15 protein-coding genes are annotated in these 23377 nt (G+C 64.3%); 9 read left to right on the top strand and 6 right to left on the bottom strand.

Annotated elements, in window-relative coordinates; all coding sequences use genetic code 11:
- Positions 1-118 precede the first annotated feature (118 nt).
- Positions 119-1927, top strand: coding sequence for a single-stranded-DNA-specific exonuclease RecJ (gene recJ / locus KF708_05235; GenBank protein ID MBX3412102.1), 1809 nt, complete (start codon positions 119-121; stop codon positions 1925-1927).
- Positions 1928-1993: 66 nt separating this feature from the next.
- Entirely contained in the window at positions 1994-2659 is a 666-nt protein-coding gene (locus tag KF708_05230) for a protein-L-isoaspartate(D-aspartate) O-methyltransferase (protein MBX3412101.1), read from the top strand.
- Here the strand turns inward: KF708_05230 and KF708_05225 are convergent.
- From KF708_05225 to KF708_05205, 5 genes are all read right to left on the bottom strand, one after another.
- Positions 2619-2912 carry a hypothetical protein gene (locus tag KF708_05225; protein ID MBX3412100.1) on the bottom strand — a complete coding sequence of 98 codons (294 nt, stop codon included), beginning with the start codon at positions 2910-2912 and terminating at the stop codon, positions 2619-2621. The two genes, KF708_05230 and KF708_05225, sit on opposite strands and share 41 nt — an antisense overlap.
- Positions 2913-2966: 54 nt before the next feature.
- On the bottom strand, positions 2967-3713 hold the full coding sequence (locus KF708_05220) for an SDR family oxidoreductase (GenBank protein ID MBX3412099.1): 747 nt from the start codon (positions 3711-3713) through the stop codon (positions 2967-2969).
- 35 nt (positions 3714-3748) lie between these two features.
- Positions 3749-5611 carry a D-aminoacylase gene (locus KF708_05215; GenBank protein MBX3412098.1) on the bottom strand — a complete coding sequence of 621 codons (1863 nt, stop codon included), beginning with the start codon at positions 5609-5611 and terminating at the stop codon, positions 3749-3751.
- Between the two features lie 98 nt (positions 5612-5709).
- A complete protein-coding gene (locus KF708_05210) occupies positions 5710-7224 on the bottom strand; it encodes a mercuric reductase (protein MBX3412097.1) in 1515 nt (504 codons plus the stop codon).
- Positions 7225-7264: 40 nt separating this feature from the next.
- Positions 7265-8392, bottom strand: coding sequence for a hypothetical protein (locus KF708_05205; GenBank protein MBX3412096.1), 1128 nt, complete (start codon positions 8390-8392; stop codon positions 7265-7267).
- 445 nt (positions 8393-8837) lie between these two features.
- On the opposite strand from KF708_05205, the gene KF708_05200 reads away from it, so the two are divergent.
- Positions 8838-9236, top strand: coding sequence for an Rrf2 family transcriptional regulator (locus KF708_05200; GenBank protein ID MBX3412095.1), 399 nt, complete (start codon positions 8838-8840; stop codon positions 9234-9236).
- Between the two features lie 291 nt (positions 9237-9527).
- On the opposite strand, the gene KF708_05195 is transcribed toward KF708_05200, so the two are convergent.
- Positions 9528-9851 (bottom strand): HU family DNA-binding protein, encoded by a 324-nt coding sequence (locus KF708_05195; protein ID MBX3412094.1) that lies wholly within the window; start codon positions 9849-9851, stop codon positions 9528-9530.
- 670 nt (positions 9852-10521) lie between these two features.
- Here KF708_05195 and KF708_05190 point away from each other — a divergent pair.
- The 6 genes from KF708_05190 to KF708_05165 all read left to right on the top strand — a co-directional run bounded on the left by KF708_05190 (position 10522) and on the right by KF708_05165 (position 23267).
- Positions 10522-15510 (top strand): PQQ-binding-like beta-propeller repeat protein, encoded by a 4989-nt coding sequence (locus KF708_05190; GenBank protein ID MBX3412093.1) that lies wholly within the window; start codon positions 10522-10524, stop codon positions 15508-15510.
- A 15-nt stretch (positions 15511-15525) separates the two neighbouring features.
- Complete coding sequence (locus KF708_05185; GenBank protein ID MBX3412092.1) at positions 15526-16569, top strand: terpene cyclase/mutase family protein; 1044 nt, start codon at positions 15526-15528, stop codon at positions 16567-16569.
- Between the two features lie 61 nt (positions 16570-16630).
- Positions 16631-17686 carry a MoxR family ATPase gene (locus KF708_05180; protein ID MBX3412091.1) on the top strand — a complete coding sequence of 352 codons (1056 nt, stop codon included), beginning with the start codon at positions 16631-16633 and terminating at the stop codon, positions 17684-17686.
- On the top strand, positions 17655-18557 hold the full coding sequence (locus KF708_05175; protein ID MBX3412090.1) for a DUF58 domain-containing protein: 903 nt from the start codon (positions 17655-17657) through the stop codon (positions 18555-18557). The genes KF708_05180 and KF708_05175 overlap by 32 nt, the downstream gene beginning before the upstream one ends.
- A 58-nt stretch (positions 18558-18615) precedes the next feature.
- Positions 18616-20820 carry a BatA domain-containing protein gene (locus KF708_05170; protein MBX3412089.1) on the top strand — a complete coding sequence of 735 codons (2205 nt, stop codon included), beginning with the start codon at positions 18616-18618 and terminating at the stop codon, positions 20818-20820.
- Positions 20820-23267: a VWA domain-containing protein gene (locus tag KF708_05165; GenBank protein MBX3412088.1), complete on the top strand. Its 2448-nt coding sequence runs from the start codon at positions 20820-20822 to the stop codon at positions 23265-23267. The genes KF708_05170 and KF708_05165 overlap by 1 nt, the downstream gene beginning before the upstream one ends.
- Positions 23268-23377 lie beyond the last annotated feature (110 nt).

The raw sequence follows: 23377 nt of genomic DNA, 5'->3' as shown, positions 1-23377 counted from the left end.
TGGCAGGGGCGCGCGGCTTGCGAGCTTGGGCCAATCCTGCTTGAATGCCCACTGTAGGGAGTAGTTTTCAGCCCGCCGAACGGCACCGGCTGCCGTAGCGAACAGTCAGGAAGACGTCATGCAGAAACGTTGGCGGATTCGGCCCCACGATCCCGATCGCATCGCGGCCTTGCAGCGGGCGACCGGAGTTTCGGCCGTGGTGGCTCAATTGCTCATCGCTCGCGGCATCGAAGAACCCACCGCGGCACAGATCTTTCTCGAGCCGAAACTGTCGGCGCTGCGCGATCCGCAGCTTCTGCCCGGTATTCCACAGGCGGTCGAGGTTATTCACGCAGCGATCACGTCACGCGAGCGGATCGTGATCTATGGCGACTACGACGTCGATGGCATGACCGCCACGGCGCTCTTGTGGCGCTGCCTGAAACTGCTCGGCGCCGACGTCGGCTACTACGTGCCGCATCGCCTCGACGAGGGATACGGGCTGAACGACGAGGCGCTGACGAAGCTGGCCGCGCAGGGGGCCAGGCTCGTCATTACGGTCGACTGCGGCGCCACCGCCGTGGCCGAAGCGGAGACCGCGCGCCGGCTGGGCTTGAAGCTCGTCATTACCGACCATCATCTCTGGGCAGACCGATTGCCCGAGGTCGACGCGCTGGTCCATCCGCGTTTGCCGGGCAGCAGCTATCCGTTTGGCGATCTCAGCGGATCGGGAGTCGCCTTCAAGCTGGCCTGGGCGCTCTGTCAGAAGGCGAGCAACGCGACGAAGGTCGCCCCGCGGATGAAGGACTTCCTGCTGCAAGCGATCGCCCTGGCTTCGCTCGGCACGGTGGCGGACGTCGTGCCGCTGGTCGATGAAAATCGCGTCCTCGTCCGGCATGGGCTCATGTCGCTCAGCCAGCATCCGACGCTGGGACTCACCGCGCTCATCCAAGTGGCCGAGTTGACGAAGAAGAGCCAGCTCGACGCCGAGGACGTCGCCTTTTCGCTCGCGCCGCGCTTGAACGCCGCCGGACGACTGGGGCAAGCACAACTGGCGGTCGAGCTGCTGACGACCGAATCGGAAGAGCGTGCCCTGGCGCTGGCCCAGTACATCAACGAATTGAACAACAGCCGGCAAAGCCTCGAGCGAAGCATCTATCTCGCGGCGAACAAGCAGGCGCAGGAAGAATTCGATCCGCACGGCGATGCCGCGCTCGTGCTTGCCGGCCGCGGCTGGCACGCGGGCGTCATCGGTATCGTCGCCAGTCGGCTGGTGGAGAAGTACCACCGGCCCGTGGTGCTGATCTCGCTCGACCAGGTTTCGGTGGCGCCGGGCGCTGGTTCGGCGCGCAGCGTGCCGGGATTCGATCTGCACGCGGCGCTGGCCACCTGCGCCGATCACTTGCTCGGTTTTGGCGGCCACGCGGCCGCGGCGGGCCTGAAAATCGAAGAGACGCGGATCGAATTGTTCCGCTCGCAGTTCTGCGAACACGTGGCCGAAACGATCGCGGCCGAACATCGCGAGCCGGAGCTGTGGATCGACGCCGAGGCGCCGCTGTCGGCCTTCAGCCTGCCGGTGGTGACGCAGATTGAAAGCCTGGCCCCGTTCGGTCAGGGCAACCGCCGACCGCTGTTGTGCGCGAATGACGTGCGTCTGGCCGCGCCTCCGACAAAGATCGGCGGCGGCGGCCGTCACCTGTCGCTCAAGCTCGTCCAGCACGGCGTCGCCATGCGTGCCGTGGCCTTCGGCGGCGGCGAATGGGCCGAAGAGATCGAAGGAACCGAAGGGCCGCTCGAGATCGCCTTCCGGCCGGTGATCAATGAATTCCGCGGGCAGCGCAAGGTCGAAATCCAACTCGCCGACTGGCGCGTGGCGACCGGTAGCGTGGACGGACCTGCCGCCGTGGCCGTGGGATCACCCGCGTCTTCGAGTCGACAAGCGGGCTGAGCAGTACAATGCAGACAGGGGAACCGACGTCTGGTTTCCCGCGCTGTGACGCGAAGGGCCGCGCACATGGATTCCTCGACCGGCTACTCTGCCGCGAAGCAGGCAATGCTCAGCCAGCAGTTGATCGATCGCGGCATCACCGATCCGCGCGTGCTGCGCGCGATGGCTCGTGTTCCGCGCGAACGATTCTTGCCCGTCGACATGCAACGCTTTGCCTATGCCGACAACGCCCTCGGTATCGACTGCGAGCAAACGATCAGCCAACCCTACATCGTGGCCTTGATGACGGAGGCCCTCGATCTGACGGGGGACGAATCGGTGCTCGAAATCGGCACGGGCAGCGGCTATCAAACGGCGGTGCTGGCCGAGCTCGCGCACGACGTGGTCACGATCGAACGTCACACGGCGCTGGCAAAGCAGGCCGCGATCGTGCTGGAAGAGCTGGGCTTTACGAACGTCGCAGGGCACGTCGGCGATGGGACACTCGGCTGGCCGGCGCGTGCCCCTTACGACCGCGTCATCGTTACGGCCGCGGCCGAGCACGTGCCGCCGCTGTTGTTCGAGCAGCTTCGCGAGGGGGGGATCCTCGTCATTCCCGTGGGCGATCTCGCCGGACAGGTGTTGGAACAGATCACCAAGATCAACGGGCAGCCGCGCGTGCGGCGTCTGTCAGGCTGCCGCTTCGTGCCACTCATCGGCCGCGAAGGTTGGCCGGAAGCGAGTGGCGGCTAAGGCTGACTCGCCTATTGACGATTCGATCAATCGCTTCGACCTGTTCGGCATCCAGCCCTTCGTAGACTCTTTTCCAGTCTTCGATCGATTGCCGTTGCAGCACGGCGTCGGTGTCCGCCGGTGCGCATTCGTCTACTTGCGTCACACGGATTATCAGACGTTGATTGGCCTGCAACTCGCGACCAAGCACGTTTTCCATCGCTCGGCGTTGCGTCTCATCCATGCCTGCGACATCTCGAATGATGGAATCCATACTCAAGCCTTTCAGAACAACCCGTGGTCGACGTCACGTCGAAACGAAGGAGCCTCAGCGATACATACCCCCGTTCGGGCTGACGCATTGTCCGGTGATAAAGCTCGCGTCGTCGCTCGCCAGGAACAACACCAGGGCGGCCACTTCATCCGCGCGGCCGATGCGCCCTAGCGGTGTGTGCTTGACCATGCCGGGGCGCCAGCGCTCGGGCAGGTTGTCGAGCATGGGGGTTTCGATCCAACCGGGCGCCACGCAATTCGCGCGAATGCCGTGCTTGGCGACTTCTTCGGAGATCGCCTTGGTAAAGGCGATGACGCCCCCCTTCGCGGCCGAATAGGCGGCGGTGCCGCCGAGCCCGCGCAGGCCCGCGACCGAGCCGAGATTCACAATCGCTCCGCGCTGGCGCGGGAGCATGCGGCGGACGGCCTCGCGCGTGCAATAAAACGTGCCGTCGAGGTGGACGCGGATCATCGAGCGCCAGCGTTCGTCGCTGACTTCGTGGACCCCCTGCAGCCCCTCTTCGGCGTTGCCGGCGTTGTTGACCAGGCAGTCGATCTCCCAGCCGCGATCGTCGATCGCCTGGAACATCGTCTGTACCGAAGCGACATCGCCGACGTCGCACGTCGCCACCAGCGCCGAGCTCCCCTGTTGCTCAACCAGGTCGGCGGTGGCCCGTGCCGTCTCGGCGCGAAGGTCGGAAACGACGACGCGCGCCCCCTCTGCCGCGAAGCGTACTGCGGCCGCACGACCAATCCCCGATCCTGCACCCGTAATGACGACGGTTCGATTCTCGAATCTCATTTGCTTCCCAAAGAACAAAAAAAGCGAACTATCAACTACGGAGCCGCGCTGCGCGCGGACACGCCGTCGGAATGATCTTCCTGGTTCTCACGCCAGCCTGGTCCGCGCACGAACTTACCTGGCTTGGCGCCCGTGTGCTCTCCGTCGCGTAATACGGGCACGCCATTGACGAGCACGGTATCGACCCCGGTCGAATACTGGTGCGGCACTTCGAACGTTGCCTGGTCGGCGATCGTCGCGGGATCGAAGAGGACCACGTCGGCGAAATACCCCGGCGCGAGCCGGCCGCGGTCCTTGAGTTTCAGATTCTCGGCCGGCAGGGCGGTAAGCTTGTGAATCGCCTCTTCCAGCGGCACCACTTGTTCCTCGCGCACGTACTTGCCCAGGAAGCGTGCAAAGTTGCCGTAGGCGCGCGGGTGAGGCTGCGAGAGCAGAAACTTACCGGCCGGGGTTTCCGAGCCTGCGTCGGATCCTAAACTCACCCAAGGTTGCGCGAGTCCACGGCGGACGTTGTCTTCGGACATCATGAAATAGACCGTGTCGACGCGGCTGTGGTCTTCGACGACCAGATCCATGGCCGTTTCCTCGGGCGACTTGCCCCGTTCGGCCGCGACTTGTGCCAACGTCTTGCCCGTGAGGGGTTTGAGCTTCTCATTGGAAAAGCCCACGAGCAAGACGTTCGCCGGCGAGCCGGCCAGCAGCAACAGGTTCTCCCAACGATCGCTTTCCACGCGCATTTCGCTGAGCAGCCGCAGGCGGGTTTCTGGATCTTGTAAGCGCTCGACCCAGGCGTCGAGTCCCCCTTCTTGCACCCAGGGGGGCATGGCGGCGTTCAGGCCGGTGGCCCCCGCGGTGTAGGTGTACATATTGGCGGTGATGTCCAGCCCTTCGCTGCGGGCCTGCTCGATCCTGTGAAACGCCTCGTCGAACTTCGGCCAGTTCTTCTCGCCCGCTGCCTTGAGATGGTAAATCTCCGCGGGGACGTTCGCCTCGCGCGCAATGCGGATCAACTCGTCGACCGCTTCGAGCAACTGGTTGCCTTCGCTACGGATGTGCGAGATATACATACCGCCATGCTCGCCGGCGACCTGGCAAAGGGCGATCAATTCCTCGGTCGAGGCATAGAACGCCGGAGCGTAAATCAACGACGATCCGACGCCGAGCGCACCCTCCTGCATCGCCTGCCGGACAAGGTCCTGCATTTCGCGCAGCTCTTCTTCGGTCGGCGGACGATCTTCGTACCCCAGCACGTGAATGCGCACGGTCGTCGCCCCGACGAAGGACGCCACGTTCGGCGAAACGCCGCGATCCTCGAGATACTCGAGGTATTCACCGAGCGTGGTCCAGGGAATCTCGTACTTGATATCGCTCTGCGTTTCGAGCTCCTGACGACGCATCTCGTCGGTGAGCGGCCCCATCGACCACCCTTCGCCCATCACCTCGAGCGTCACTCCCTGGCGAATATCGCTCTGCGAGAGGGGATCCTCGATCAGGGACGTCGTGGCCCAACTGAGCATGTTGATGAAGCCGGGCGCGACAGCTTTGCCCCGGGCGTCGAGATCCGTCTTTCCCTTGCGATGGCTCACGTCTCCCACGTGGACGATACGATCGCCGTCGATCGCGACGCCACCGTCGATGGGTTTCCCACCGCTGCCGTCGTAAACCAGGGCATTACGAATCACGACGTCGTGCTCTTCGATCTCGTCGCGCTCGGGCTCTCTGGTCACGGATTCGTCGTGCGCAGCAGGCGAGTTCTCCGCATCAACCAACTCGGGCATGCTCGGCGTCGGCTCACGGCGTTCGGCCCGAACGGGGGGCGGAGACTTGGCGCTGCAGCCTCCGCACAAGATCGACGAGACAAGGCACAACAACGACCAGCAAATGGTGTGACGGGGCATGAGGCGTGCTCCTTGCGGCAAGACGGCTCGCGGCGGCCGATTATCATACCAAGGAGACAACTGGCGTGCTGCCCGATCGCACAAAAGGCTGCCGCGAGCTAACGCGTCCAACGCAGCCAGCGCTCGAAGAGCGACTTGACGCGAGGCGTCAGCCGCGTGCGGCTATAGGCATCGGCAATCTTCTTGAGCGCCTCGGCCTGCGTCGGATAGGGATGAATCGTGCGGGCGATCGTCTTCAAACCCACGCCCGCCACCATGGCCTGGGTCACTTGCGAAAGGATGTCCCCCGCGTGCGCGGCCACGATTGTCGCCCCCACGATGCGGTCGGTCCCGCGCTCGACAAGGATGCGCGCCAATCCTTCGGTTTCGCCATCCAGGGTGGCACGATCGACGCGATCGAATGGCTGCGCGAACACATCAACGGCAATGCCACGGGCTTGCGCTTCTGATTCCAGGAGGCCGACGTGCGCTACTTCAGGATCGGTGTAAGTACACCAGGGAATCACGAGCGTGCTGGTTTTCGCACGGCCGAGAAAGAGCGCATTCTGCAGCACGACGCGCGCCATCGCATCGGCCGCATGCGTGAAACGGTAGGCCGAACAGACATCGCCCGCCGCGAAGATGCGCGGGTTCGTGGTCTGCAGCCGGTCGTTGACTTCGACCCCGCGGCGCAGATCGTATCGCACGCCCGCGGCATCGAGCCCCAGCCCTTCGACGTTTGGAACTCGACCGGCGCCGACGAGAACTTCGTCGACCTTCACCCGCATCGTCCCCCTCTGCGGATCGGTGAGCTGGAGCGTCTTTTCAGCGGTGAGGCGTTCTACCTGATGTTTGAGGAGCAGATGCACTCCGTCGCGGCGCAAGGCCTGCTCGAGCACGGCGGCAGCCTGTGGCTCGTCGCGCGGCAGAAGCTGCCCATGAGGTTCGACGAGCCACACCTGCGCGCCCAGGCGGGCGAAGGCCTGCGCCAGCTCGCATCCAACCGGGCCACCGCCGATCACCGCCAGGCGTTCGGGCAACTGCGTCAGGTTGAAAACTGTTTCGTTCGTCAGGTAGCCCGCCTCTTCGAGGCCTGGAATCGACGGGCGCGCAGGTCGGGCCCCCGTCGCGATCACGGCACGCTTGAAGCGCAACGACTGCCCCGCCACCTCGACCGTTTCATCGTTTGTGAAACGTCCCTCGCCGAGAAAGACATCGACCCCCAACTCGCGGAAACGCGCCGCCGAGTCGTGCGGGCTGATCTCACTGCGCAGACGACGCACGCGCTCCATGACGGCGCTGAAGTCGATGCGGAGTTCCGCACCGGTCTCGATGCCGAACTCTCTTGCATCGCGGACGGCTGCCGCTGCACGCGAAGCGCGGAGGAGGGCCTTCGAGGGGACACAACCATAATTGAGGCAATCGCCCCCCATCAGATGCCGCTCGATCAGGGCGACCTTGGCCCCCAGGCCCGCGGCGCCGGCCGCCGCCACAAGCCCGGCGGTGCCTGCCCCTACGACGACCAAATTGTAACGCTCTGCCGGAGTCGGATTTTGCCACTCGGACGGATGCACGTGCGCGACGAGCGCGCGATTCGATTCATCGTCGGGCGGAATGGCGATACGCTCGGCCATGCGCTTCGTACCTTGCAGACGCGGCCTTTCGCCGTGCGAACTAGCCGTCGAGAGCTTTGCGGAAGATGCGGTACTTCTTGTAGATATTCGCGCCGACGGCGAACTCGAACTGATTGATGTTCTCGTTGTCCTCGAGATTCCACCCCAGCTCGAACTCGCGGTATTGCTGCTGATCGCGCAGGTACGTGTTCAAGTGCTCGAAGTAAAGCGCCGGCAGTCCCAGACGCTGGTACTTCTGCTTGATGCCGAAGAGAATGCCGCGCAAACCGGTCAGCCGGCGGCTGTAGTACAGATACTTGAAGATGCCCGTCAGGCCGATCTTGCCATTGAGCTTCTTCAAGAGGGGATTGAAGTCGGGCAGAATCACGACCATGCCTGCGGGATCGTCCTCGTAGTAGACAAAGAGCACGAAGTCCGGCTCGAGGAGTCGGCGGAGTTGCTTGCCCATCTCGTCGAACTCCGCCTCGCTCATGGGCACGAAGCCCCAGTTGTTCGACCACGATTCGAGATAGATTTCTCGGATGATCGCCAACTCGCGGTCGAACTGGTTGCGGACCCCTTTGCGCAGGGTGACGTTGTTGTTCCGGCGAATGCGCGTGGCCAGCTTCTCGATGCGCGTCGAGGCGAGCGCCTCGTGCGTCAGCAGCATCGAGTGGAGATCCTTCTCCTTGACGAAGCCATTCTCGGCCACCAGCTCGAGGTAGTAGGGCGGGTTCCACGGCATCATGATCATCGGCGGCAGATGGAACCCCTCGAGCAGCATGCCCACTTCGTAGTTGGTCGAGGGATTGAGCGGGCCGCGCAGAAAGGTCATCCCCTTCGAGCGGGTCCACTGGACGGCCGCCGAGAAAAGGGCCTCGGCCGCGGCCGAATCCTGGGCGCATTCGAAGAAGCCCCAGATACCCATCTGCTCCCGATGGAAGTCGTTGTACTTGCGGTCGACAATGGCCGCGATGCGACCGACGGCCTTGCCCCCCCGCACGGCGAGAAACAACTCGCGTTCGGCGAATTCCCAAAAGGGATGGCGGCCCGGGGTCAGCAGGCGGCGCATTTCCGACTTCAAAGGGGGCACCCACAACGAATCGTGTGGATAGAGCGTCCACGGCAAATGGATAAACCGTTCTAAGTCGTCGCGACTCGCGACGCGCACCAGTTCCACCGCCGCCATGAGGTCCCCGACCGCTGAATGCTGCTCGAAGCGGGCCAGAAGAACAACCGCGCATCGCGGGTACCCGCCCCCACGATACGGCGTGCATCTTATGTCATGCGGTGGGGCATTGGCGAGACCTCTCGCGAATCTGCGGACGTGATCGCAACGATACGCGGCGCCGGCGTGCCGCGGGTTCCGCCGTGGCTCACGCGGGTCGCGAGTCGCGCGATCGCAGCGGTCGTGTGGGCGCGTCGCGCAGAATTCTGCACCTGGGAAGTCGGAAAAAGATCAAAAAGGTTTGCAATCTTCGAGGTGCCTCGACAAGATCATGGCACGTGCGAGGCTGGCCGTGCGAAATTCCGCGCGGCAGGGGAGGATCCTGTTCCAAGCGAGGCCAGCAGCACGTGACGATCGCGTCCGTTGGCGGTCGTCTTCGCGAATTCGTCAGGGGGACGCCAATTCGATGAAGCTTACCCGCTCCGTCAGCTACGCGGTGGGAATCTTGTTGCGGGTGTTGCGCGAGGGCAGCCAAGGTCCCATGACCGCGGCGCAGATTGCCAAAGGGTGCAAGTTTCCGCCCCGTTTTCTCTACCGGGTTTTGCGGCGTCTGGTCGACGCCCAACTGATGCACGGCGTCTCTGGCCCCGGTGGCGGCTATGCCCTTGCGCGTCCGGCCAGCAAGATTACGCTCTACGACATCGTCGTCGCGGTCGAGGGAACTCCCGAGACCACGAAGCTGGCCCCGGTACACAAATCGCAAGCGAAGGCGATCGATCTGATCAACCAACTCACCGACCGGGGAGCGACGCGTTTCCATCAAGAGATGAAGCGTGTCACGCTGGCAAAAATGGCCAAGCTGTAAACGCAGAGGCTCCATCCGCGAGCCGTCTCGCATCGTAGCGCTGGCAACCGACCTCGCCGTGCGCGTGGCGTTTTTCCTGCAAACGGGGACGGCAGTCGGGGCGGAATCGCGTTTGGAAAATAGCGCGAGCCGACCGACCACGCGTCGTTGGCATCGCGGCGACCATCGTGGTCGGGCAATGAACGGCTACGCGGTCGACCGGCTCGTGCGCGATTCGGTCGAGTGTCACCGGCAATCTGGGGGGCCAATCGAAGGGGCCAGGGGGCCACGCCCGAATCACCCGGCAACGAATCAGGCCATGGCCTTGAGATTCTTGAGCGCTCGCACCGTGATCTTGTTGTAGGCCGGACGGGCAGGACGATCCTGCAGTTCGCCGGTGAACGGGTTGCGAACGTTCTTCTGGGCCGGGCGAGCCGGCATCTTCTTCTTGGTGATCTTCACCAAGCCGGGAATCGTGAAGACGCCCGAACCACGGTTGCCCATCGCCTTCTTGATTTCGTTGGCCAGCGCGTCGATGACAGCGCTAACTTCCTTCTTGCTCAGGTCAGTCGCGGCCGAAATGCTGGCCAGGACTTCGCTCTTCGACGGCGCCTTCTTTGCTGCGGCCTTCGCCATGAGTTCAATTCCCTCCCTGCGAGGTTAACAATTTCAGAGTCCCAACTGCGAGAACTCCTGTCCGTCCGTAAAGGACGCGATGATTAGAAACAAGTGCCCTGAAAAAGCAAGCCGAAAACGGGGCTTCCACCGCGCGAAATGCGGGAAAAACCGAGTTTCTTGGTGCCTGACGTCGTCGGCGCGCCTCGCGAACACGCGACAGACCGTGGCACGGCTCTTTGCGGAGCACATCGAACTCTAGGTTACTTTTTTGCAACGTGGGCCTTTTGGCAGCGAGGCGGTTGGTACGGCTGTACGGTTTGGAAGCCGAACCATCGCCAGAAACACGGTGGCCCTGTGGCGCGCTTGCCTGCCCCGTAAGCGCGACTTAAAATATTGAATTGAAATGGCTTATCTCCTCGCCAGCCGACGACTTCTTGAAACGGAACGTGCCTCGACCAGGCCCCCCCTCGCGTGCCGGACGTGCAAATTCTCCGGCGGCGCGGGGAACTTTTCTCGTACTTCCTACGACTTAAGCAGGGATGCCTTGGTCCCGCCAGGATCGACTTGCGCGCCATAACTGCCCTGTACACCCAACGTTTTGCCAAGTGCCACCCCCTTGTGGGATAATCGAACTCGAGCCACGGAAGGCAAAACCGCCATGCCAGGAATCGCCACGGGAGGTCGCCAGATGCTTGCACGTAGTTCGTGGGCCCGGAGGGCTGCGCTGCTGCTTCTCTCGGCGGGGTTCCTCTCGGTGCAGGGCGATCTCGCCCTGGCGCAGCGCGATGCCGAACCCCCCCCCCGTGCCGAACCGGCTCCGCGTGCCCAACCGCTTCCCGGCGTTCCTCCCAAGCAGCAACAGCCGGCCCCGGCGCAGCCTCCTGCTGGCCAAGTCGTCCCCCTGCAGATGAAGATCCGCGTTCAGGGGCAGGCGAACGCCCCAATCGCCATCGTCCGCGGCGCCCAAGGACAAGAGGTCTCCGAATCGGCCACCTTCATCGAGGATCGGCAGACGATGCAGATCCTGATGTCGGCTCAGGAACTGCTCACGGGGGGGCGCTTTGCCGAGGCCGTCCGGCATCTGGGCGCCATCCTCGAAGCCCCCGACGACTTCTTTTTCCAGCCCGACAAAGACTCGCCGATCTACCACAGCCTGAAGGCCGAAGCGCAGCGTTTGATTGGGACGATGCCCCGCGCAGGGCGCGAATCGTACGAGTTGCAGTATGGCGCCCGCGCGCGCCAGATGCTCGACGAGGCGATCGCCGCCGGCGACATGGGGGTACTGTCGGAGGTCTCACGCCGCTTCTTCCACACCCAGGCGGGATACGACGCCACGGCGCTGCTCGCCACGAACTACCTCGATCACGGGCATCCCCTGGCTGCGGCCCTGTGCTACGAGCGGCTGCGCCAGACTCCCGCCGCGTCTGAGCGTTTCGAACCGACCCTCTCCGTGCAGTTGGCGGCTTGCTGGCTGCGAGCCGGCCTGCACGACAAGGCGGTGGAGGCACTCTCTCAACTGCGGGCAGCGAACCCGCAGGTCCAGGTGCGCGTCGCCGGTAAGGATGTGCCGCTGTTCGCGCCCGGTCCGGATGCCGTCTCGTGGTTGGCCGAACAGCTCGGGCCGCGTGCGAACCAGGAGGAGGTCGCCACGCTGGCGCGTTGGTTGATGTTCCGCGGCGGTCCCTCGCGCAATCAATCGAGCGCCGGCGGCAGTCCAATGCTCGAGCCGCGCTGGCGCGTGCCGACCGCCATCGAGCCGGAAACCGAAAAACTCATCGATCAGCACTCCCAGCGATACGACGAGGTGGAATTCGCCTCGCTCCCGGCGTCCCATCCCTTGATCGTCAACGGCGTCGTGCTCATGCGCACGACCAACAACCTGCTGGCGGTCGATTTCCGCTCGGGCAAACGCGTCTGGGAAGTACCCCTCGACAACGAGCTGAACGAGCTTTTAAACCTCGGTGACACCAATAGCCCGCAACGCAATCAGGTGCAGTTCGCCGCCTTCATTGAGCAGCGCATTTGGAACGATGCCACGTACGGCACGCTCAGCAGCGATGGCGAGCATGTCTTTAGCATCGAGGACCTTGGAGTCGGCGGCCTCAACAACGTGCAACAGCGAGTGGCGATCGTCGGCTTCAACGGCCGCCGTCGTCCGATGCCGACGGGTCCCACTTCGTACAATCGCCTGGCCGCCCACGACATTCGCACCGGCAAGTTGAAGTGGGAGGTCGGGGGCGCTAACGGCGATGGCGAACTCGAGTTGGCGGGCGTGTTCTTCCTGGGTCCCCCATTGCCCCTGGCCGGCAAGCTGTACTCCATCGTCGAACAAAATGCCGAAATCCGCCTGATCGCGCTCGACGCCAAGACGGGGCACGTCGAGTGGTCGCAACAGTTGGCTGTCGTCGAGCAAGACATCACGAACGACTATTCGCGCCGTCAGTCGGGGGTGTCTCCCTCGTACGCCGACGGCGTGCTGGTCTGTCCCACCGCGGCGGGCGCGACGGTGGCCGTCGACCTGACCACTCGTTCGCTCCTGTGGGGATATCGCTTTCCCCCTCTAGCGCTCGCGCAGCGCAATCAAACCATGTGGCCGCGCATGGCCGGCGTGATGGTCAACGGCAGCGAACAAAACGCGTCGAATCGGTGGAACGATGGTGGCGTCGTGATGGCCGAAGGCCGAGTGCTGCTCACGCCACTCGAATCGAATGAATTGCACTGCCTGAACCTGATCGACGGCAGCCTCGCCTGGAAACGGCCACGAGTCTCCGACGATCGGGGCGAATACCTGTACGTCGCCGGCGTGCAGAACGGGCGCGTGTTGCTGGTCGGGCGAACGCAGGCCGACGCCCTGAACCTGGCCGACGGCAAGTCGGTCTGGCCCGCGCCGCTCGAGTTGGGATCGCGTCCCAGCGGCTATGGGTTCTTCCACGGCGAACGATATTTCGTCCCACTCTCCAACGCCGAGGTGGCCACCATCAACGTGGCGACCGGCAAGATCGAAGCGCGTTCGAAGTCGCGCAGCGGACATGTGCCGGGCAACCTGGTGGCGTACGAAGGACAGATCATTTCGCAAAGCCCCGGCTGGGTCGAGGCCTATCACGAGCTGGGCGCGATCGAGAAGGAAATCGCCGCGCGGCTCGAAAAGTCGCCCGACGATGCGGATGCCCTCGCACAGCGCGGCGAGATCCTGTTGCACCAGGGGAACTACACCGCCGCCACAGAAGACCTGCGCCGGTCGTACAAGCTGAAGTCCGACCCTCGCACCCGCGACACGCTGGTGTCGTCGCTGTTGGAACAACTCGCGGCAGATTTCTCGGTGCAGCGCGAACTCGCGCCCGAGATTGCCAGTCTCGCCACGCGTCCCGAGGACATTGGCACCTACCTGCGGGTGATGGCCACGGGGTTTGAAAAGGAGGGGCACCTGCAGGAGGCCTTCCAGAACTATCTCCAACTCTCCGACCCGAAAGCGAATATTTCGGTGGTCGAGCGAGTCGACGGCGACTGGTCGGTCCGGCGCGATCGTTGGGTGCAGGCGCGTGTTGCCGAGTTGGCCCACAAGGCTGGCGACCGCGAACGACAGACGCTCGACGAGGCGATTCAACACCGTCTGCAGGCAGCCTTGGCCGATGGCAACATCAACTCGCTGCGCAAGTTCGTGGCAGTCTTTGGCAGTCACGAGACGGGCGCCGAGGCCCGCGCCGCGCTGGCCGAGCAACTGCAGAAGCCAGGCGAGTTGCTCGAAGTCGAGTTGCTGCTCTCAGAGCTTGCGCAGGGGCGTGATCCCATTCGTGCCCGCTGGGCCGTGGCGAGGTTGGCGCAGCGGCTGCGCGAGGCTGGCCGCGAGGACGCCGCTGCCCCGTATTTTCAGCGTTTGGTCACCGATTGGGCGGACGAGGTCTGTCTCAATGGCCTGACCGGCCGGCAGTTGGTCGAGCAATTGCCGGAGGCCAGCACCGTGCGACGTCGCCTGAGCGATGCCCAAGTCTGGCCCGTCGGCCTGATCGACCTCACGCACGAGGATCGCACGAATCCGAACTTCCGCTACTTTGTGTGCGAGATGCTCGGTCCGCGCGGACCACATTTCCGTTCGATGACGGTCGAAGTCGACCAGGGGCAGTCCATCATCGGGCGCGACGGTCTCGGCCAGGTTCGCTGGCGTTTACCACTGGTCGAACCGGGACAACAGCCACGCTTCGCGATCAACCCGGCCACGACGCGCGTGAAGGCCAACGGTCATTTGCTGCTGGTCTCGCTGGGTCAACAAGTACTGGCCATCGACACGCTTGGCGGCGAGACGCCGGGCACCGCCAAGCTTTTGTGGACGCGGGACATCATCGAGACGATTCCCGGCATGCCGATGCAGCAGGTGGCGCATGCGCATCAGATCGGTCTGCCGTGGGGGGGGCGGCGCATGATGATCGCCGATTCGCTGGGGCGCCCCTTGGGCAATCTCGGCCCGCTGACCGAGCGTTACACCTGCCTGCAAGAGGGACGCAAGCTCGTCGCGCTCGAGCCAGTGACCGGGGCCGTGCTCTGGACGCGCACCGACGTCGAGCCCGGCAGCGACTTGTTTGGCGACGACGAAATGCTCTTCGTCGTGGCGCCGAACGCCGTCGAGGCCCTCGTGCTGCGGCCCACCGACGGCGCCGACCTGGGCCGGCGACCGATCCCCATTATCAACAATCGCATGGGCACGGTCGGACGCCACGTGTTGGAATTCGTCCAGACCTCGGAAGGCGCCAAGCTCCAGCACCAAGTGCGGCTGCTCGACCTGTGGAACGAGAAAGTGATCTGGCAGCGCAGCTTCGATCGGGCGCTGTGCCAGGTAATCGGCGAAGAGGCGGTGGGGGTCGTCGAGCCGGGGCATTTCACCCTGCTGCGGCTGCCCGATGGCGCGACACTCGTCGATGCTCCCATCGAACAAGACGACGCGGTCAACGACGTGTACGTGTTGACCTCGCGCGACCAATACCTGTTGGTGGCCAGCAACAACAACCCCGGCAACGAGCCGGGCATGTTCTTGCGTCCACTGCCGGGGGGCATGACGAACAACCCGTTGGTGACCGGCTACGTCTACGGCTTTGACCGCCCGACGGGGGCCAAGCAATGGTCGAAGCGAGTGTACAAGCAGGGCTTGTTCCTCGATCAACCGAGTGAGTTGCCCGTGCTCTGTTTCTCGACGACGGTCTACAAGAGCCGCAGCAATCCCAACGTGCAGTTCCGCGCGACGACGCACGTGTCGATGCTGTGTCTCGATCGCCGCAACGGCCGCACAATTTACCAGGAACAATTGGGGGCCGAGTACAACGCGTTTGAACTCGAGGGGGAACCGGCCAAGCACACGGTCGACCTGAAGCTGCTGCGCAAGACGGTACACATGGCGCTCAGTGACAAGCCGATTCCGGCCGACATGCCCGACCCCCCCGCGGGGCAGCCCGAGCCGGCCCCGATGCCGGAGGAGGCCGACCAGGAAGGACGCGCCGCAGGCCCCGCCGCGGCGAACGCGGCCCCCGCTCAGGCAACGATCAACCAGCGTCTCGCCCCACGCGCGTTGGAAAATCGATTGGCGCCCCAAGGGCAACCGAAGAAGCCGGTCGATGAGAAGCCCGACGACGAGCAACCGATCGTCGAGAAAGCCGAAGAAAAACCCCCGGTCGAAGTCCCCGACAACTAAAGATTTGTAAGCTCCATGCACATTTCGCGACGCAAGCTGTTGCCGCTACTGGCCGCGTGGCCCTTGGCTGGGGGTGCGCTCGCGGGTACGGCGGCGACGGCGGCGGCGCGCGATCCGAACGTGGAGAAGTCGATCGCGCGCGGTTTGGAATGGATGACCCGCACGCAATCGCGTCTGGGACATTGGACCGCCAATACCGCGCAGTACCCCACGGCCATGACGGCACTCGCGGGCATCGCCCTGTTGTGCGAAGGATCGACCACGACCCAGGGCAAATACTCCGAGCATATTCGCCGTGCCGTCGACTATCTCGTCAGCCGCAGCCGGTCGAACGGCCTGATCGGCGATCCGATGTCGCGCGACAATCGCTACACGTATGGCCATGGGTTTTCGGTGCTGTTCCTCTCGCAGGTCTTGGGGGAGGAAGAAGACCTGGACCGGCGTGAAACGCTGGTCGACGTGCTGGTCCGGGCCGTCGAGTTTACCGGCCAGGCGCAGACGCCCGCCGGTGGCTGGGGCTACGTCAGCGCCAAGGAAGGCAACAACCAGGACGAAGGCTCGACGACGATCACCCAGGTCCAGGCGCTGCGCGGTTGCCGCAACGCGGGTATCCCCGTGCCGAAAGAAATCATCGACCGTGCGATTGGCTATATCCAGCGCTGCACTCTCGAAGACGGCGGCGTGCAGTACAGTTCTCAAGGCGGCGGCGCCCGGCCGGCGATTACGGCGGCGGCGGTGGCCTGCCTGTACAACGCGGGCGATTACGACAGCGAGTACGTGCCCAAGCTGCTGAACTACTGCAAGCAGAACTTGTCGAACATCGCGAACGAAGGGTTCGGCCACTGGCATTACGCGCACTATTACTACGCGCAGGTGCTGTACCGCGAGGCGGGCAACACCTGGCGCGACTACCGCGACAAGATCTACACGAAGATTCTCAACGAACAGAGCGCCGACGGCTCCTGGACGCAGGGGTATATCGGACCGATTTACACCTCGGCGATCAACCTGACGATCCTGCAACTCGAGCGCGCCGCGCTCCCCATTTACCAACGCTAAGCCTGCTCGCGTCCCCGGCTTCGCCCGGCGCGCGAGCGTGCTTCACCCAGAGGAAACCGCGATGAATTCGCCCCATGCGCCCTCGCTCGATTCGGCCGCGATCGGCCGGCTGAGCGCTGCCCGCGAAAAGATCCTCGAGCAGCTCGGTCAGGTGATCGTGGGCCAGAACCACGTGATCGAAGAGTTGCTGATCTCGCTTTTCGCGCGCGGCCACTGTCTGCTCGAGGGCTTACCGGGCCTGGCCAAGACCCTCATGATCAGCACGCTGGCGCGCTCGCTGAACCTGTCGTTCAGTCGCGTGCAGTTCACGCCCGACCTGATGCCGGCCGACATCACCGGCACCGAGGTGATCGAGGAGAACCGCACCACCGGCGGCCGCGAATTCCGCTTTCGCGAGGGGCCGCTCTTCGCCAACGTGGTGCTGGCCGACGAGATCAATCGTACGCCTCCCAAGACCCAGGCCGCGCTGCTCGAAGCGATGCAGGAGCGCCAGGCGACCGTGGGTCGCGTGCGGCACCAGTTGCCCGATCCCTTCTTCGTGCTGGCCACGCAGAATCCCATTGAGCAGGAAGGAACCTATCAACTGCCCGAGGCGCAGCAAGACCGCTTCATGTTCAAGGTCTTCGTGCGCTATCCCACGTTCGACGAGGAATTCGAGATCGCGCGACGCACGACGATGATCTCGAGCGACCATATCGTGCCGGTCCTTTCGGCCGAAGAGATTCTCGAGTTGCAAAAGCTGGTTCGCGCCGTGCCGGCAACCGACCACGTCATACGCTACGCGCTGGCCCTCGTGCGTCAAACGCGGCGTGGCGAACCGGGCACGCCCGACTTCGTCGAAGAGCAGGTGAGTTGGGGGGCCGGCCCGCGCGCCGTGCAGTTCCTGATTCTCGGCGCCAAGGCGCGGGCCTTGCTACACGGCCGCACGCACGTCTCGACCGACGACATTCAAGCGCTCGCGCGCCCCGTGCTGCGGCATCGGCTGGTGGTCAACTTCGCCGCCGAAAGCGAAGGCATCACCTCCGACGACGTGGTCGGACGGCTGCTCTCGCTGACCCCCACCAAAGAAGACGAGTTGATTGGCGATGCCCGCTTCCAAAAGATTTTTGCATCCTGAGGCGATCAGCCGCATCGCGCGGCTCGAATTGCGCGCCCGGCACGTGGTCGAGGGATTTCTCTCGGGCATGCACCGCAGCCCGTATTTCGGCCAGTCGATCGAGTTCCTCCAGCACCGCGAATACGCGCCCGGAGACGATCTGCGCCACATCGACTGGAAGGTCTGGGCCAAGCAAGACCGCTTCTACGTCAAACAGTTCGAAGAAGACACGAACCTGCGTGCCGTGCTGCTCGTCGACGTCTCGGCGAGCATGGAGTACGGCTCGGGCCCCTTGAACAAATACGAATACGCCGCCACGGTCGCGGCGAGCCTGGCCCATCTCATCCTCCGCCAGCAGGACTCCGTCGGCTGCCTGGCGTTCGATGCCGGCGTGCGTTCGATCGTGCCGCAGCGGGCGCAACACCATCACCTCGACGCCATCGTCCGCGCGCTCGACCGTTCGCCGCCGAGCGAAAAGACCGATCTCTACCCCATCTTGCGCCGCGCGGCCGAGAACTATCCGCGCCGGGGCCTGATGGTGATCGTGTCGGACCTGCTCGTCGATCGTGCCGGATTCTTCAAGGGGGTGCGGCTCTTGCGCCAGCGCGGTCACGACGTGCTGGTGCTCCACGTGCTCGACGATGAAGAACTCAATTTTACCTTTGCCGGCCCGACGCGTTTCGACGGTCTCGAGTCGGACGACTTTTTAAACTGTAATCCCCGTGCATTGCGCGAGGGCTATCTCGCGGCGCTGGGGCGCTATCTCGACGAGTTGCGGCGCGGCTGCGCGCAAGACGTCGTCGACTACCAACTGCTGCGCACGAGCGAGCCCCTCGATGCGGCGCTGGCGAAGTTTCTCTCGAATCGACTGGGCATGCACCATCGAAACTAATCCACCCCCTCGCTCTTCCATCGCGCGCGTTGCCGCGTCCTGCGCTTAACGGAACCCGATGCCCGCCTTCGTTCATCCAGCACTGCTCTGGGGACTCGCCCTCGTCGGCGTGCCGCTGTTGATCCATCTGATCAACATGCTCCGGCACCGGCGCGTGCGTTGGGCGGCGATGGAGTTCCTGCTCGAAAGCCAACAGCGCAACCGGCGCTGGATCATGCTGCGGCAGTTGTTGCTCCTGCTGTTGCGAATGTTGGCGATCGCGGCGGTGGTGCTGATCCTGGCGCAGCCGATGTTGTCGAGCGGCTGGGGGGCCATGTTCGGCGGCTCGCGCACGCACCACATCGTGCTGCTCGACGATAGCTTCTCGATGAGCGAGCGTCGTGGCGACACGACCGCCTTCGACCGCGCCAAGGCGGCTATTTCTCGCCTGGGATCCGATCTCGCCCGTCGCGGAGTGCCGCAAACCTTTACCTTGCTGCGCTATTCAAAGTCGGGGGGACCCGGTCGTGGCGCCGAGCCCGATCTGCTCGAAGTCATCGTCGGAGGCGACTTTCCTCAGCGGCTCGATGAGACTCTTGAAGGCCTCGTCCCCTCGCAGTTGGCCAGCACGACGCTGCCGGCGCTCGAGGCGGCCGATCGCATTTCGACCCCCGACGATGCGACGCGCCGCGTGCTCTATGTGGTGTCTGATTTCCGCGCGCACAACTGGAGCGAGCCCGAGGAACTGCGTACCCGACTGGGCGAGCTGAGCGATAGCGGCACGCGATTGAACTTCGTGGCCTGCGCGGAAGTACCGCAACCGAACGTCGGCATCACGGGACTCTCGCCGAAGCCGAGCACGCTGGCCGCGGGCGTGCCGATCGAAATCGAGGTCACCGTCCGCAACTTCAGCGGCGAGACCGCCTCGAACGTGGCGGTCAAGCTCGAAGAAGATGGCACCGCGCGGCCCGGCTTCGTGATCGAGGAAATCGCCGGCGGTCGAAGCGAGACGCGACGGTTTCCCGTGCTGTTTCCCACGGCCGGTCCCCATCGTGTGGTCGCGCGACTGGACGACGATGCCCTGCCCCCCGACAATTCCCGCTATGCCGTAGTGAACGTCCCGCTCGACGAACGAGTGCTCCTCGTCGATGGCGATCCGTCCGGCAAGGATGCCCGATTCCTGGCGACGGCGCTCGCGCCTGGCGGTTCGGTCAGGACGGGGCTTTCTCCGCTGGTCGAGACGCCGCGATTCCTGGCCGAAGAGCCGCTCGACGGCTTCCAGACGATCTACCTCACGAACGTCGCCCATCTGGAACGCGCCGCGGTCGACGCTTTAGAGAAATTCGTGCAACGGGGGGGTGGGCTGGCCCTCTTCGTCGGTCCGCCGTCGAATGCCGCCACCGTTAATGAAGGGCTCTATCGCGACGGCAAGGGCCTGCTTCCGGCGCCACTGGCCGAACCGCGCGAGTTGCTCGTCGATCGCCTCGAAAAGGCTCCCGATCTGCAGGTCACCGAACACCCGATCTTCAAGATCTTCGCCGGCGAGCGGAACAGCTTTCTCGGGACGGTGGGCATCGAGCGTTACGTCGCCATTCCCGACCTGTGGCAGCCGGCCGATCACCCCGGGGTCCGCGTGATCGCGCGGCTGCGCAACCATGCGCCACTCGTCCTCGAGCGCAAGTTCGGCGAGGGGCAGGTCGTGCTGTTCCTGACAACCGCCGCGCCCGTTTGGAACAACTGGGGGCGAAATCCCAGCTTCGTCGTGACGCTGCTCGAGTTGCAGACCTTTCTGGGAGGGGAGCAGCACCGCGAGCCGCCCCGGCTCGTCGGTACGCCCCTCGTGCTCGATCTCGAACCGAGCGTTTACGATCCGCGCGTGCGATTCAGCGTGCCGGGAGTCGCCTCGGACGGAGCCGTCAGCACGGATGGCGTGCTCAAGAATGGTCGGCTCGACGTCACCCTGCCCGATACCGACATCGCGGGCGTCTACGCCGCCGAGTTGGTGACGACCGCGGGTGACTCCGAGCGGCGCGAGTTCGCCTTCAATGTCTTTTCCGACGAAGGCCAGCTTGCGCTGCTCGATGGCCAGCAGTTGGCCGCCGCCCTGACGGGCATTCCCTTCGACTATCACCGCGCCGAAGGCTTCCAGTTCTCGGCGCGCGAGCTGGCCGGTTTCAATCTGAGCGACGGCCTGCTCTATCTCCTGGTCGCCCTGTTGATCGGCGAGCAGGCCCTGGCGTATGCGGCCAGCTATCATCCCTCGCCACCACGGGGGAAACGCTGATGCCGTACGCCGGACTACTCTTCGCGCAAGAAGCGACGCGCACCGTCTTCGAATGGGGGCGCATCCAGGATCGTGTCGACTGGGTGCTGCCGCTGGCGATCTTCGCCGGCATCCTGCTGTACGTGCGTTGGATGTATCGCCGCGACAGCGTCGAGATCGGGCCCTGGCGCCGTCGCCTGCTGACTTCGCTCCGGCTGGCCGCTTTTCTGGGACTGCTCGTGGTTTACTTGCAGCCCCAATGGCGGACCGAGCGCGACGTGACGACCAACTCGCGCGTGCTGCTGCTGGTCGATACGAGCCTCAGCATGGGGCTGGCCGACGAAGGGTCTCCCTCGCAGTCGGGGGGCGCGTCGCGCGCCGATGCCATCGCAGATAGCCTGGCCGGGCATGCCTTGCTCGACGAGCTTCGCAAACGTCACGACGTGTCGGTGATCCGCTTCGACGAAGACACGAACACGCTGGCCACGTTGCCGAAGCAGCCTGCCGCCGGCGCGGGTATTGCGCCGGACGCACCAATCAAGGAGGACCAGACGGCTCAACCACCGCTCGACTGGCGCGCTCTGCTCGCGCCGCGCGGGCCAGAAACTCGCCTGGGACAATCGCTGCGCGACGTGCTGCTCTCCGAGCGTGCCACGCCCGTCGCGGGTCTGGTCATCTTTACCGATGGCGGGCAGAACGCCGGCTTGGGGCCCCAGGCCATCGTGCCGCTGGCGCGCGAGTCGGGCGTGCCGTTGTTCCCCATCGGGTTGGGTTCCGACAAGGCCCCCGGCAATATACGCATCGGCGATCTCGTCGCCCCCATGCGAGCTTATCCGGGCGACAGTTACTCGGTAACCGGATACGTGCAAAGCCAGGGACTGACGGCCCAGTCCATCCAGGTCGAGCTCTTGTCGCGCCCCGCCGATGTCTCCGACGCCGAGGCGGCCGCCGCCACCCGGGTCGAAGCGACCGAAGAAGTGCTGCTCGGCGCCGAGGGTGAACTGGTGCCCGTGAAGTTCGACCTCACGCCGGACGCGACGGGACGGCGGACGTTGATCTTGCGCGCCGATGTGCCCGAGGGAGACAGCGTCGCGACGGATAACGAGCAGCAGGCCGACGTCGAGATCGTCGATCAAAAGACGCGCGTTCTGCTCGTCGCAGGGGGACCGAGCCGCGAGTATTCGTTTCTCCGGGCGATGTTGTTTCGGGATAAGAACGTGACGCTCGACGTGCTGCTGCAAACCGCGCGCCCCGGTATCTCGCAGGACGCCGCCAAGATTCTCGATAACTTTCCGACGAAGCGCGAGGAGATGTTCCAGTACGACGTGGTCGTCGCGTTCGATCCCGATTGGACGCAGTTACGCCCCGAACAAGTGGAACTGCTGGAACAATGGGTGGCCGAGCAGGCCGGTGGCTTGATCGCGCTGGCGGGGCCCGTCAACACGCACCGCTGGGCGCCCGAACCCACGCTGGCGAAGCTGCGCGACTTGTACCCCGTGGAGTTTCAACGGCGTTTCTCGCTGCTCGACGACGGCCGTTTCGGTTCCGAAGAGCCCTGGCCCCTGCGTTTCACGCGCGAGGGACTCGACGCCGACTTCTTATGGATCGACGAGTCGGCGATGCAAAGCAAGACGAAGTGGGAAGAGTTCCCCGGCGTCTACGGCTACTATTCGGTGCGCGGCGCGAAACCTGGCGCCACGGTCTACGCGAGCTATTCCGATCCGCAAGCGGCCGATGGCGGTAAGCCTCCCGTTTACATGTGCGGGCAGTTCTACGGCTCGGGCCGAGTGTTCTATCTCGGCAGCGGCGAGATGTGGCGTCTGCGCGAGGTCGACGAGGCCCTCTTCGAGCGGTTTTACACCAAGCTCGTGCGTTATGTCTCGCAGGGCCGCTTGTTGCGCGGCTCGAGCCGGGGCGTGCTCCTCGTGGAACGCGATCGATATCTGCTCGGACAGACGGTCTCGGTACGAGCGCAAGTGACCAACGAGCAACTCGAACCGCTCGAAGTTCCCTCGCTCACCCTACGGGCGGTCGCCCCCGATGGCACCTCTCAGGCAGTCAATTTGCAACCCGATCCGACGCGCGCGGGCACGTACGCCGGCCAGTTCACCGTGCGTCAGGAAGGGGCCTATCAACTCGACTTGCCCATCGACCAGGGAGAGTCGGAAAAGCTGTCGCGGCGCATCCAGGTGCGCGTGCCCGATCTCGAACGGGAGAATCCGCAGCGTAACGACGCCCTGCTTACCGAGCTCGCGCAAGCGACGGGGGGGCACTACTTTGTGGGGGTCAACGCGGCGGTGACGGGCGAAGGCTGGCAGCCTTTGCCCACGCTGCTGAAGGACCGCAGCCGCACGATGCCGGTTTCCGAGGCCCCGCGTAGCCTGTGGGACAATGCGTGGTTGCTGGCGATCATTTGCGGTCTGCTTTCGCTGGAGTGGCTGTTCCGCCGGCTGTCGCGACTGGCATAACCGCACAAACCCGAGAATACCTTGAACCCCAACCCCATCCAGCCCCACTTAACAGCAGGGTCATCGCATCGGCGAACGTGGGAGCCAGGCCCCTTTGCTGTGCGTAAATA

This window comes from Pirellulales bacterium, from assembly GCA_019636335.1.
In the GTDB taxonomy this organism is placed as follows: domain Bacteria; phylum Planctomycetota; class Planctomycetia; order Pirellulales; family JAEUIK01; genus JAHBXR01.
This window is presented reverse-complemented; position numbering and strand designations above follow the sequence as displayed.

Bases quoted from the DNA above. Each gene is read 5' to 3' on its own strand.
- KF708_05180 (MBX3412091.1), top strand. From the start codon at position 16,631: ATGAATTCGCCCCATGCGCCCTCGCTCGATTCGGCCGCGATCGGCCGG.
- KF708_05210 (MBX3412097.1), bottom strand. From the start codon at position 7,224: ATGGCCGAGCGTATCGCCATTCCGCCCGACGATGAATCGAATCGCGCG.
- KF708_05190 (MBX3412093.1), top strand. From the start codon at position 10,522: ATGCTTGCACGTAGTTCGTGGGCCCGGAGGGCTGCGCTGCTGCTTCTC.
- KF708_05205 (MBX3412096.1), bottom strand. From the start codon at position 8,392: ATGGCGGCGGTGGAACTGGTGCGCGTCGCGAGTCGCGACGACTTAGAA.
- KF708_05225 (MBX3412100.1), bottom strand. From the start codon at position 2,912: ATGGATTCCATCATTCGAGATGTCGCAGGCATGGATGAGACGCAACGC.
- KF708_05195 (MBX3412094.1), bottom strand. From the start codon at position 9,851: ATGGCGAAGGCCGCAGCAAAGAAGGCGCCGTCGAAGAGCGAAGTCCTG.
- KF708_05200 (MBX3412095.1), top strand. From the start codon at position 8,838: ATGAAGCTTACCCGCTCCGTCAGCTACGCGGTGGGAATCTTGTTGCGG.
- KF708_05165 (MBX3412088.1), top strand. From the start codon at position 20,820: ATGCCGTACGCCGGACTACTCTTCGCGCAAGAAGCGACGCGCACCGTC.
- KF708_05230 (MBX3412101.1), top strand. From the start codon at position 1,994: ATGGATTCCTCGACCGGCTACTCTGCCGCGAAGCAGGCAATGCTCAGC.
- KF708_05175 (MBX3412090.1), top strand. From the start codon at position 17,655: ATGCCCGCTTCCAAAAGATTTTTGCATCCTGAGGCGATCAGCCGCATC.
- KF708_05170 (MBX3412089.1), top strand. From the start codon at position 18,616: ATGCCCGCCTTCGTTCATCCAGCACTGCTCTGGGGACTCGCCCTCGTC.
- KF708_05185 (MBX3412092.1), top strand. From the start codon at position 15,526: ATGCACATTTCGCGACGCAAGCTGTTGCCGCTACTGGCCGCGTGGCCC.
- KF708_05220 (MBX3412099.1), bottom strand. From the start codon at position 3,713: ATGAGATTCGAGAATCGAACCGTCGTCATTACGGGTGCAGGATCGGGG.
- KF708_05215 (MBX3412098.1), bottom strand. From the start codon at position 5,611: ATGCCCCGTCACACCATTTGCTGGTCGTTGTTGTGCCTTGTCTCGTCG.
- recJ (MBX3412102.1), top strand. From the start codon at position 119: ATGCAGAAACGTTGGCGGATTCGGCCCCACGATCCCGATCGCATCGCG.